The sequence below is a fragment of the Kitasatospora phosalacinea genome, from assembly GCF_030268885.1.
In the GTDB taxonomy this organism is placed as follows: domain Bacteria; phylum Actinomycetota; class Actinomycetes; order Streptomycetales; family Streptomycetaceae; genus Kitasatospora; species Kitasatospora phosalacinea_C.
In genome coordinates, this window is sequence record NZ_BSSA01000010.1 from 83102 (window position 1) to 94838 (window position 11737).

At 72.5% G+C, this 11737-nt stretch carries 10 protein-coding genes; 8 read left to right on the forward strand and 2 right to left on the reverse strand.

From position 1 onward, the window contains the following. Nucleotides 1–244: 244 nt before the first annotated feature. The 5 genes from QSK52_RS16655 to QSK52_RS16675 all read left to right on the forward strand — a co-directional run bounded on the left by QSK52_RS16655 (nucleotide 245) and on the right by QSK52_RS16675 (nucleotide 5257). Nucleotides 245–556, forward strand: a complete 312-nt coding sequence (locus QSK52_RS16655) for a hypothetical protein (RefSeq protein WP_285736854.1) — start codon at nucleotides 245–247, stop codon at nucleotides 554–556. A 90-nt stretch (nucleotides 557–646) separates the two neighbouring features. Beyond that, entirely contained in the window at nucleotides 647–1990 is a 1344-nt protein-coding gene (locus QSK52_RS16660; protein ID WP_285736855.1) for a radical SAM/SPASM domain-containing protein, read from the forward strand. Then, the gene (locus QSK52_RS16665) at nucleotides 1975–2577 is read left to right on the forward strand and encodes a flavoprotein (protein WP_285736856.1); all 603 of its coding nucleotides are present in this window, start codon (nucleotides 1975–1977) and stop codon (nucleotides 2575–2577) included. The genes QSK52_RS16660 and QSK52_RS16665 overlap by 16 nt, the downstream gene beginning before the upstream one ends. Next, nucleotides 2577–3755, forward strand: coding sequence for a hemopexin repeat-containing protein (locus tag QSK52_RS16670; RefSeq protein ID WP_285736857.1), 1179 nt, complete (start codon nucleotides 2577–2579; stop codon nucleotides 3753–3755). The genes QSK52_RS16665 and QSK52_RS16670 overlap by 1 nt, the downstream gene beginning before the upstream one ends. A gap of 47 nt (nucleotides 3756–3802) precedes the next feature. Then, nucleotides 3803–5257 carry a caspase family protein gene (locus tag QSK52_RS16675; RefSeq protein ID WP_285736858.1) on the forward strand — a complete coding sequence of 485 codons (1455 nt, stop codon included), beginning with the start codon at nucleotides 3803–3805 and terminating at the stop codon, nucleotides 5255–5257. A gap of 47 nt (nucleotides 5258–5304) precedes the next feature. Here QSK52_RS16675 and QSK52_RS16680 read toward each other — a convergent pair whose 3' ends face one another. Further along, nucleotides 5305–7107, reverse strand: coding sequence for an acyl-CoA dehydrogenase (locus tag QSK52_RS16680; protein WP_285736859.1), 1803 nt, complete (start codon nucleotides 7105–7107; stop codon nucleotides 5305–5307). Between the two features lie 222 nt (nucleotides 7108–7329). Here QSK52_RS16680 and QSK52_RS16685 point away from each other — a divergent pair, with 222 nt between their 5' ends. The 3 genes from QSK52_RS16685 to QSK52_RS16695 are packed head-to-tail and all read left to right on the forward strand — an operon-like array spanning nucleotide 7330 to nucleotide 11020. Further along, complete coding sequence (locus QSK52_RS16685; protein WP_285736860.1) at nucleotides 7330–7917, forward strand: (2Fe-2S)-binding protein; 588 nt, start codon at nucleotides 7330–7332, stop codon at nucleotides 7915–7917. After that, on the forward strand, nucleotides 7914–8918 hold the full coding sequence (locus tag QSK52_RS16690) for an FAD binding domain-containing protein (protein WP_285736861.1): 1005 nt from the start codon (nucleotides 7914–7916) through the stop codon (nucleotides 8916–8918). The genes QSK52_RS16685 and QSK52_RS16690 overlap by 4 nt, the downstream gene beginning before the upstream one ends. Further along, nucleotides 8915–11020 carry a xanthine dehydrogenase family protein molybdopterin-binding subunit gene (locus tag QSK52_RS16695; protein ID WP_285736862.1) on the forward strand — a complete coding sequence of 702 codons (2106 nt, stop codon included), beginning with the start codon at nucleotides 8915–8917 and terminating at the stop codon, nucleotides 11018–11020. Before QSK52_RS16690 ends, QSK52_RS16695 begins: the two co-directional genes overlap by 4 nt. Nucleotides 11021–11080: 60 nt before the next feature. On the opposite strand, the gene QSK52_RS16700 is transcribed toward QSK52_RS16695, so the two are convergent. Continuing rightward, nucleotides 11081–11578, reverse strand: coding sequence for an Asp23/Gls24 family envelope stress response protein (locus tag QSK52_RS16700; protein ID WP_285736863.1), 498 nt, complete (start codon nucleotides 11576–11578; stop codon nucleotides 11081–11083). Nucleotides 11579–11737 lie beyond the last annotated feature (159 nt).

Below are 11737 nucleotides of genomic sequence, written 5' to 3' on the forward strand. Positions count from 1 at the left end.
CGCGGACCACGCGGTCAATGGTCTAAACCATCCCGGGATTTGGAGGAGTTGTGATCGTCGCGCGGCCCGTCCGATCGCCCGGTGGCGCGGGTCGCCCGGGCGGTCGCGGAAAGTAGCGTCACCGCTCCGCTCCGTTTGCAGGGGGCTCCGGGCGCGCCTACCGTCGGATCGTCGACCGCGAGGTCGGCGCAGCAGGAATGTCCCACGAGGACAATTCGTATGCGCATGAAGAGAGGGGAATTCCGTGCCCCGAGACAACCCTGACTACCGGAAGAGGTCGGCCCAGGAGCCGGGCAAGTCGGCAACCGCCGACGTCCGGGCTCGCAAGTCCCCCGGGACCGGCACCGTCCAGCTCATCGTGATCAGCCCCGAGAACATCGACACCCTCATGGAGAAGGCGCAAGCCTTCACCGAAGGCGCCGCACAGCGTTCCGGGCCGCACGTCCGCGACTTCGGGGACGAAGAGATGACGACCGAGGATCCCGAAGGGGACGCGGCCGCTCTGGGGCCGTTGAACGGCAACTGCAAGAGCTGCCCGGTCAACGGGATCTGCTGACCGCACGGCGCACGCCCGGCCTGTTCGCGCAGCCCCGGCGCAGAGACACACGAGAAAGGCACCGAGATGGTGGATGGACCTGATTCCGGCGTGCGCCGATCCCGATACACCGTCATCGTCGAGGACGGTGACGAGACCTACCTGATCTACAACACGCTGAGTGCGGCGTTCCTGAAGGTTCCGGGCAGCGCCGTCCGGTTCCTGCTGGACGACCCCGACTGGAGCCGTCCCTCCGACGATCTCTCGCCGTTCCAGCGTTACCTCCACGGGCTCGGGGTCCTCGTGGACTCCGAGCTGGACGAAGGAGAGGCCTCGCGCGGGCTGCTCCGGGACCACCACGCGCGCCAGGACCGGATGGAGCTGTTCCTGCTGCCCCACGAGAACTGCAACTTCCGCTGCACCTACTGCTACGAGGCCTTCGCCCGCAACAAGATGGAGCCCTGGGTGGTGGAGGCGGCCAAGCAGTTCGTGCTGAAGCGGTCGGGAACCCTGCGGTCGTTGCAGACGTCCTGGTTCGGTGGCGAGCCGCTGCTGGGGTACGACGTCATCAGTGAACTGTCCGCGTTCTTCGTCGAAGTGTGCCGACAGGCCGGTGTCGACTACCAGTCGGGGATCACCACCAACGGCTACCTGCTGGACGAGGACAAGGCGCGGCACCTGGTCCGGGAGTGCGGGGTGCGACAGTTCCAGATCACCCTGGACGGGCCGTGCGAGCAGCACGACCGGCGGCGCCACCTCATGGGCGGCGGGGGAACCTACGAGCGCATCTACCGCAACCTCCGGTCCCTCAAAGGGGTGGAGGGTTCCTTCAACGTGTTGATCCGGGTGAACTTCGACCACGAGGTCGGCGGCGCCATGGACGACTTCCTGAGCCGTCTGCGCGACGACTTCACGGACGACCCCCGGTTCCTCGTCCACTTCTTCCCCATCGCCAACCTGGGCGGCGACACGAGCGACGAGATCAACGACCTCCCCCTGTGCGACGCCAACGCGACACGCGTGCTCGAGTACCAGCTCCTCGAGAAGGCCGTCGACCACGGGTTCCGGACGTTGACCCGCGACCAGCTGGGGCCGTTGTCGTCGACCTGCTACGCGTCCGACCCGAGGAACATCATCATCGGTGCCGACGGAACCCTCTACAAGTGCACCGTCGCCTTCGACGACCCCCGCAACCACGTCGGTGTCATCCAGCCCGACGGTTCGCTGCAGCTCGACCAGGCCAGGTTCGACCTCTGGACCGAGCACGCCGGTGCGAGCGACCCGCACTGCCGGTCCTGCACGCTGAATCCGACCTGCCAGGGCATGGCCTGCCCGCTGCACCGGATGAACACCGAGAACCGCGCCTGCGTGCCCATGAGGTCGGACCTGCCCCGCACGATCCGGCTGCTCGCCCGGGAGCTGTCGAAGGAGGCCGAGCGGTGTCAGAGTCGGTAGGTTCCGAGGCCCCCCGGCTGCTGGTCGGCGCCTGCGGGGCGGCGAACGCGGTCAATCTGCACGAGTACCTCATCTCGCTGCGGCAGGTGACGGCCCGCACGACGGCCGTCCTCACCCGATCGGCCGGCGAACTCGCCTCGACCAGGTCGATCCGGGCGGTCAGCGGCAACCCGGTGTACACCGACGAGGACCACCACGGCCTGGCCGTCCCCCACATGGAGCTCGCCCTCTGGGCGGACCTCCTGGTCGTGGTGCCCGCCACCGCGAACATCCTCGGCAAAGCGGCCCACGGCATCGCGGACGACCTCCTCTCGTCGATCATCCTGGCGCACGGCAGACCCGTGGTCTTCGTACCCAGCATGAATCCCGTGATGTGGGAGAAGGCTGCGGTGCGCAGGAACGTCGACACGCTCGAACGGGACGGGCACCGCATCCTGCTGTCCGACGTCCCGCGCCCCAGCCTGAAAATGGCGACCGGAGAGTGGCTGATGTGCGAACTCGGCCCGAGCCCGGAGGAACTGGCCAAGAAGATCTCGGCCGAGATCGAATCCCGTCACCATCTGGAGCAGAACGGCGGAGTGAACTGATGGGCACAGGAGTGTACTTCTTCCGCGACGGCCGGTACGTGCGTTACGACCGGGGCGACGACGCCGCCGGGGACGCGCGCGAGGTCGCGGGGAACTGGCCGGGGCTCGCCGAGGCCGGCTTCGACCGGCCCGACGCGGCGGTGAACTTCGAGGCGGGCAAAGCCTTCTTCTTCCGGGGTTCCGACTACGTCCGGTACGACATCGCCGCCGACCGTGCCGACCCCGGGTACCCGCTGTCGATCGGCGACCAGTGGCCCGGGTTGCGGGAGGCGGGTTTCGACGCGGGCCTCGATGCGGTGGCCAACTGGGGCAACGGGAAGGCGTACTTCTTCAAGGGGGCGCAGTACCTCCGGTACGACATCGCCGCCGACCGTGCCGACCCCGGGTACCCGCTGTCGATCGGCGACCAGTGGCCCGGGTTGCGGGAGGCGGGTTTCGACGCGGGCCTCGATGCGGTCGTCAACTGGGGCAACGGGAAGGCGTACTTCTTCAAGGGGGCGCAGTACCTCCGGTACGACATTGCCGCCGACCGTGCCGACCCCGGGTACCCGCTGTCGATCGGCGACCAGTGGCCCGGGCTCGCTCCGGCGGGCTTCGGGACGTCGGTCCGCGCCGCCCTCGACCTGTTCGACGGACGGGACCTCTGGCTGCCGAACGCCGAGCGCATGCCGGCGACGAAGAACGGGCCGAAGTACCTGCCGCTCCCGTGGCGCGGCGTGCTGCACACCACGGAGGGGTCGACCATCGCGGGGGCACTGCAGACCTTCCGGGACACCAACTTCTGGCCCACGCTCACCATCGAACCGAACACGCTGCGCGTCGTCCAGCACTACTCCCTCAACGCCGGCGCCCGAGCACTGTCCGACCACGCGACGGCGGAGAACGCGGCCCGCTGCGTGCAGATCGAGATCGTGGGATTCGCCGCTCAGACCCCCACCTGGGCACCCGAACAACTGGCCTTCATCAGGGACGTCATCCGTGAGATCGAGGCCCTCGTCCCGATCCCCCGGACGTCGGGGCGCACGTTCCTCGACGCGGCAGGGGTGAGCTCGCAGCCCGGGAACCGCATGTCAGTCGACGAGTGGCGGCGGTTCTCCGGCTGGTGCGGTCACCAGCACGTGCCCGGTGAGACGCACTGGGACCCCGGCGCGCTGGACATCGACACCGTGCTGGGCTGACGGACCCGGCCGCACCCCGTCAGAACCCGCCGACAAGGAGTCGACCCGTGACCGGCACCGCCCTCCACATCGGGCTCAACGGCGTCGATCCCGATGCCTACGAAGGCTGGGACGGCGCACTGGACGCCGGTGAGCCCGATGCCCTCGCCCTGGAACGGATCACCCGGAAGCTCAGGTACGACACGAGGACGCTGCTCACCCGGCAGGCCACCGCCAAGGCCGTTCTGGGCGAGATCAGCAGAGCCGCCACCGCCCTGCGCGACGGCGACATCTTCGTCCTGACCTACGCCGGACACGGCGGGCAGCTCGCGGACCTCGACGGCGACGAACCGGACCACCGTGACGAGACATGGGTCCTGTACGACCGCCAACTGCTCGACGACGAGCTACGGGTGGCGCTGTCCGGGTTCCCGGCAGGCGTCCGGGTCGTCGTCGTCTCCGACAGCTGCCACAGCGGCACGGTCATCCGCGACAGCGCCGACGCGCTGATGAGCCAGCACAGCATCGCTGCCGCCTTCGCCGAGGCCGCCCCACGCGCGCGCGGGAGAGCGCGCTCAGGGGCGGGATCTGCGCGGACCGTCGCCGAGACCGAGACCCCGAAGGTCCGGCAGATCCCCTCGGACGTCCAGCGGCGCGTCCAGGCCGAGCAGGGCACGCGATACCGGGCGATCCGGCGGAGCGTCCCGAGGACGGCGGACTCCGCCATCGACGCGAGCGTCCTGCTGCTCGCCGCGTGCATGGACAACCAGACCGCCGCCGAACAGTTCGGGCACGGTCTGTTCACCGCGACCCTGCTCGAACAGTGGGACGGGAGACGCTTCGCGGCCAGCTACCAGGAAGTGATCTCCACCGCTCGCACCCAGCTGCCGCCCCTGCAGAGTCCGAACCTGCTGACGCTGGGCAGGGCCCGGCCCGGTTTCGAGCAGCAGACCCTCTTCGCCCTGGTGCCGCCGACGGACGCCGCGTCGAACCCCGGCCAACAGACCGGCACGCTCCCCGTCCCTCCCGGGAAGGCGACACCCGTGACCGGCTCCGACCAGCTGGCCCCCCCGCCCGCGGCCAAGACGGCGCCACACCTGTCCGTCACGGTCGGTGTCACGCTGCGCCCCGCGGACCGGGTCAGCGAGCTGCTGCTCGACCTCCTCGCCGCCGCGGTGGAGAACCCGGAGAGTTCCGGTCCGCGCGACCTGGCCACGCTCCACCTCGACACGCTCTCCTGCGAGGTCTCCGACGACCTCGGCGGCGACGAACCGTGCCTCACGTTCAACGGCGAGAAGGTGTGGAGCGCCTCCGGGATGAACAACGGAGACGCGCGCGTCGTCGGCTTCCGGCGGGCGTTCTCCGGTTCGGTCACCGTCGAGCTCCAGGACGAGGAGCGCGGGGCCGACGGCGGGATCGGCGCCTGCGTCATCAGCTCCGAGGAGGCCGGGCTCGGCACCCGGACGGCCTTCTTCTCGGGCTCCGGGGGCGCCCGCTACTCCTTGACCTACACCGTGGAGTAGGAGGACGCCTCCTCCGGGGAGTCGCCGGGTACGGCCGAGGGCCGCGGTCAGAACCAGTCGGGGCGGGTGTCGGCGGCCGTCCGGTCCAGGGCGTCCAGCAGGTCGAACTGCGGCCCGGTGCGGGGGAGTTCGACGCGGAAGAAATAGCGGGCGGCCTGGCGCTTGCCCTGGTGGAAGCCGTCCCCGTCCTGGCCGTCGGGCAGGGCGAGGAACTGCTCCAGCCAGATCCAGGCCAGCACCACGTGCCCGACCGCCTCCAGGTAGACGGAGGCGTTGGCCAGCGCGGTGTCCGGGTCGCCGCCCGCCCACAGCGCGGCGGTGGTCCGCTCGACCCGGCCGGCGGCCGCGGCCAGCTCGGCGGCCAGCGTGCCGGCCTCGCCGCCGGTGTCCGCGGCGCGGCGGACGGTGGCGCCGATGGTCTCCAGCAGCAGTCGCAGGCCCGCGCCGCCGCCCATGACGACCTTGCGGCCGAGCAGGTCGAGGGCCTGGATGCCGTGGGTGCCCTCGTGGATGGGGTTGAGCCGGTTGTCGCGGTAGAACTGCTCGACGTCGTACTCGCGGGTGTAGCCGTAGCCGCCGTGGACCTGGATGGCCAGGTCGTTGGCGGCCAGGCACCACTGCGAGGGCCAGCTCTTGGCGATCGGGGTCAGCACGTCCAGCAGCAGCCGGGCCCGGGCGCGTTCGGCCTCGCCCTCGGCGGTGCGCTCCTCGTCCAGCAGGCGGCTGCAGTACAGGCTCAGCGCGAGGCCGCCCTCGACGTAGCTCTTCTGGGCCAGCAGCATCCGCCTGACGTCGGCGTGCTCGATGATCGGCACCTGCCCGGCTGCGGCGTCCCTGCCGGTGAGCGGGCGGCCCTGGGGGCGGCTGCGGGCGTAGTCGAGGGCGTGCAGGTAGCCGGTGTAGCCGAGCGCGGCGGCGCCCAGGCCCACGCCGATCCGGGCCTCGTTCATCATGTGGAACATGTAGGCCAGGCCGTGGTGCGCCTCGCCGACCAGGAAGCCGACCGCGCCCGGCGCGCCGCCAGGGGTGTGCCGTCCCTCGCCGAAGTTGAGCATCGTGTTGGTGGTGCCCCGGTAGCCCATTTTGTGGTTGAGGCCCGCCAGGACGACGTCGTTGCGCTCGCCGAGCGAACCGTCCGGCGCCACCAGGTACTTGGGGACGACGAAGAGCGAGAGGCCCTTCACGCCCGCGGGCCCGCCGGGGATCCTGGCGAGCACCAGGTGGACGATGTTCTCGCTCAGGTCGTGGTCGCCGCCGGAGATCCACATCTTGGTGCCGGTGATCCGGTACGTGCCGTCCGGCTGCGGCACCGCGCGGGTGGCGACGTCGGCCAGCGAGGAGCCCGCCTGCGGCTCCGAGAGGCACATGGTGCCGAAGAAGCGGCCCTCCACCATCGGCCGCACATAGGTGTCGACCTGCTCAGGGCTGCCGTGCGCCAGCAGCAGGTTGGCGTTGGCCACCGTCAGGAACGGGTACGCGGCGGTGCCGACGTTGGCCGCCTGGAACCAGGCCATGCAGGCGTGGGCGACCACCTGCGGCAGCTGCTGCCCGCCCACCGCGTGGTCCATCGCCGCACCGGCCAGCCCGGAGTCGGCGAAGACCCGCAGGGCCTGCCCGACCTCCGGGATGACGTGCACCCGCTCGCCGTCGAAGACCGGCTCCTGGGCGTCGTTCTTCTTGTTGTGCGGGGCGAAGTGCCGGGCGGCGATCTCCGCGCTGAGGTCGAGCACCGCGTCGATGGTGTCCCGGTCGTGCTCGGCGTAGCGCCCGCGCGCGGTCAGCGCGGTGACGTTCAGCCAGTCGTGGAGCAGGAAGTCCAGGTCGCGGCGGGACAGCAGGAGGGAGTCCATGGGGGTGCGTCCAATCGGCGGCGGTGGCTGGGGCCGGGCCCGTTCCGTGCGGAGGTCGTGCGGGAGGTGCCGCGCGTCGGCACGGCCCCGGCCCCAGCCGAGTTGACTCGCGAGTAACGTAGGCTCCCCTCCGTTTCGCGTCAAGATCCTCGCGGGGCGCCCGCCCGGGTGAGTACTGGCGGGTCCCGTGTGGGCGGGACGGACCCCGGGAACCCTCGTGCGGTGATGAGCGAGATCACCGTCCACGTCGACGGAACCCCGCGTCGGCTGACCGTCGACACCCGTACGACCCTGCTCGACGCCCTGCGCGAACGGCTGGGGGTGACGAGCCCGAAGAAGGGCTGCGACCACGGGCAGTGCGGCGCGTGCACGGTGCTCTCCGGCGGGCGCCGGGTGCTGAGCTGCCTCACCCTGGCGGTCACGCAGGACGGCGCCCGGGTCGTCACCGCCGAAGGGCTCGCCGCCCACGACCGGCCCGACGGCGAGCGGCCCGCCGGCGGGCAGCGCTCCGACGACGACGGGCTGCACCCGGTGCAGCGGGCGTTCGTCGACTGCGACGCGTTCCAGTGCGGCTACTGCACCCCGGGGCAGGTGGTCTCCGCGGTCGGGATGCTCGACGAGTTCGCGCGGGGCTGGCCCAGCGCCGTCACCGAGGGCACCCGGCCGCCGCGGCTGGACCGGGCCGAGGTGGCCGAGCGGATGAGCGGCAACCTGTGCCGCTGCGCGGCCTACGTCAACATCGTGCCGGCCGTCCAGCGGGCCGCGGCGGAGTCCGGCACGGCGGCGCCGGGTGCGGGGGTGGCCGAGTGAAACCGTTCGAGTACCGGAGCCCGGCCGACGCGGCGGCGGCCGTCCGCAGCGTCGCCGGGAACCCGGCCGCGGTGTTCCTCGGCGGCGGGACGAACCTGGTCGACCACCTCAAGCTCGGCGTCGCCGCACCCGACCTGGTCGTCCACGTCGCCGACCTGCTGCCCGCCGGGATCGAGGAGCTCGACGGGGGAACCCTCCGGATCGGCGCGGGCGTCCGCAACAGCGACCTCGCCGCCGACCGGCGGGTGCGCGAGCGGTTCCCGGTGCTCTCCCAGGCCCTGCTGTCGGGGGCGTCGGGCCAGCTGCGCAACATGGCCACCACCGGCGGCAACCCGCTGCAGCGCACCCGCTGCGTCTACTTCCAGGACGTCACGACCCCGTGCAACAAGCGGCAGCCCGGCTCGGGCTGCTCCGCCGTCGGCGGCTGGACCCGCCACCACGCCGTCCTCGGCGCCTCCGAGCACTGCCTCGCGGTCCACCCCTCCGACATGGCCGTGGCGATGGCCGCCCTCGACGCCCGGGTGCGGGTGCTGGGGCCGGACGGCGAGCGCACGATCCCCTTCACCGGCCTTCACCGGCTGCCCGCCGGCACCCCCGAGCGGGACACGGTGCTCGAACACGGGGACCTGATCACCGCGATCGACCTGCCGCCCCTGCCGCTCGCCCGCCGCTCGGCCTACCGCAAGGTGCGCGACCGGGCCTCGTACGCGTTCGCCCTGGTCAGCGTCGCCGCGGCGGTGGAGGTGCGGGACGGGGTGATCACGGACGCGCGGGTCGCGTTCGGCGGCGTGGCCCACGTGCCGTGGCGCGCGCACCGGGCCGAACGGGTGCTGCGCGGCGCCCCGGCCACCGAGGAGACCTACCGCGCCGCCGCGGACGCCGAACTCGCCGACGCCCGCCCGGCCGACGGACCGGACGGCGGCAACGCCTTCAAGATCCCGCTGCTGCGCCGCACCCTCGCCGCCACCCTGCGCGGACTCGTCCGGGAGGACGCCCGATGACGTTCATCGACCGCCCCGTGGCCATCGGCCTGGACCTGCCCCGCCGGGACGGCGCGGCCAAGGTGCGCGGCACCGCCGTCTACGCCTACGAGACGCCGGTGGAGAACCCCGCCTACGCGCACCCCGTCCAGGCCACCGTCGCCCGGGGACGGGTCACGGCGCTGGACACCGCCGCCGCCGAGGTGCTCGACGGCGTGCTCGCGGTGCTCACCCCCGCCACCGCGGAACGCCTGGCCTCCACCGAGGACCGGGAGCTGGCGGCCCTCCAGGACGACGGGGTCGCCTTCCGCGGCCAGGTCGTCGCCCTGGTCGTCGCCGACAGCTCCGAGACGGCCCGGCACGCCGCCGCCCTGGTCCGGGTGACCTACGCGCAGGAGCCGCACGACAGCGAGCTGCGGGCCGACCGCGACGACCTGTACGCGCCCGAGCGGGTGAACCCGGACTTCCCCACCGACACCGTCGAGGGCGACGTCGCGGCCGCCACCGCCGTCGCGGCGGTGGTGGTCGAGCAGACCTACACCACCGCGACGTACCACAACAACCCGCTGGAGCCGCACGCCACCACCGCCCACTGGGAGCCCGCCGACGGCCGCCTCACCCTCTGGGACTCCACCCAGGGCGTCCACCCCGCCCGGACCGCCGTGGCCTCGGTGTTCGGCCTCGACGAGGCGAAGGTCCGGGTGGTCTGCCCGTACGTCGGCGGCGGCTTCGGGTCGAAGGGCACCCCGCACGTCAACGTGGTGCTCGCCGCGATGGCCGCGCGCGCCGTCCCCGGCCGGCCGGTGCGCCTCGCGCTGACCCGGCAGCAGATGTTCTCCCTCGCCGGCTACCGCACCCCCACCGTCCAGCGCTGCCTCCTCGCCGCCGAGCGCGACGGCAGGCTGACCGCCCTCGCGGTGGACGTCGTCGAACAGACCTCGCGGATCAAGGAGTTCGCCGAACAGACCGGCGTGCCCGCCCGGATGATGTACGCCGTCGCGAACCGGCGCACCACCCACCGCCTGGCCGCCCTGGACGTCCCCGTGCCGTCCTGGATGCGCGCCCCCGGGGAGTGCCCCGGCATGTTCGGACCCGAGGTCGCGATGGACGAACTGGCCGAGCGCCTCGGCCTCGACCCGGTCGAGCTGCGGATCCGCAACGAACCCGTCACCGACCCGCAGACCGGCAAGCCCTTCTCCAGCCGCAACCTCGTCGGCTGCCTGCGCGAGGGCGCGGCGCGCTTCGGCTGGAGCGGGCGCGACCCGCGGCCCGGCGTGCGCCGCGACGGCGACTGGCTGGTCGGCACCGGCGTCGCCGCCTCCACCTACCCGGTGCACCGGATGTCGAAGTCGACGGCGGTGATCCGGCGGGAGGGCGACCGGTACGTCGCCGAGATCGGCGCGGCCGACCTGGGCACCGGCACCTGGACCACCCTGGCGCAGATCGCCGCGGACGCGCTCGGCGTCCCGGTCGAGCGGGTCGAGGTGCGGATCGGCGACACCGACCACCCGATGGCGACGGTGGCGGGCGGCTCCTCGGGCATGTCGACCTGGGGCTCGGCCGTGGTCGAGGCCGCCCGCGCCTTCCGCACCAGGTACGGCGCCGAGCCGCCGGAGCGGGCCGAGGCGTCCGGCTCCGTCCCGCCGGCGGACGACCGCTGGGCGATGCACGCCTTCGGCGCCCAGTTCGCCGAGGCCCGGGTCCACCTGGACACGGGGGAGATCCGGGTGCCGCGCCTGCTGGGCGTCTTCGCGGTCGGCCGGATCGTCAACCCGCGCACGGCACGCTCGCAGCTCGTCGGCGGCATGACCATGGGGCTGTCCATGGCGCTGCACGAGCACAGCGTCCTCGACCCCCGGACCGGCCACGTCGTCAACCACGACCTCGCCGACTACCACATCGCGGCCAACGCGGACGTGGCCGAGGTCGAGGCCCACTGGCTCGACGAGCACGACCCGCACGTCAACGCGATGGGGACCAAGGGCATCGGCGAGATCGGCATCGTCGGCACGGCCGCCGCGGTGTCCAACGCCGTGTGGCACGCCTGCGGCGCGCGGGTGCGGGACCTGCCCGTCACGCTGGACAAGGTGCTGCCCGCGCTGGAGGACCCACCCGGACGGTGAACCGCCCGCACGGCGGCGCCCCGCCGCCGCCGCGTCCTGCCCTGTTGTTCCGTCCTGTCCTCAGACCACCCGCCCGGAGCCGGTGCTCCCGCCCTCCTCGTCCCTGTCGTCCTCGTCCTCACCGGGCAGGTGGACGTCCTTGACGGCGACGTTCACCTCGACGACCTCCCGGCCGGCCAGGCGCTCCACCGCCTCGATGACGCCCGTGCGCACCTCGCTCGCGACCAGGAGCACGGGCACGCCGTACTCGACCACGACCTCCAGGTCGACGGCGGCCTGGCGCTCACCCACTTCCACCTTCACCCCGCGCGTGGCGTCGCCCCCCTTGCGGCCGGGGACGCGGTCGCGCACCGCGCCCAGGGCCCGGGACGATCCGGCTCCCAACGCGTGGACGCCCGGAACCTCGCGCGCGGCCTCACCGGCGATCTTCGCGACGACGGTGTCGGCGACGGTCGTCCTGCCGCGGCCTCCGGGCGCGGCGCCCGCATCGGGACGGGGCGTGCCCGTCGGAGGCGGCGGAGGGCCCCCGAGGGGGCGGACGTTTCCCGTGTCGGTCATGACGGCCTCCTGTGTGCTGGCCCGGTGGTACTCCGTACGGGCGGACCGCGGGCTCGGCCGACCCGCCAGCACCGCGCCTGCCCGTCAGCCGACAAAAATCACCTGGACCCGGTTTCTTTTCGGACCTCCCGTCCGGTCGCTGGGAACGTCCGGTGACGA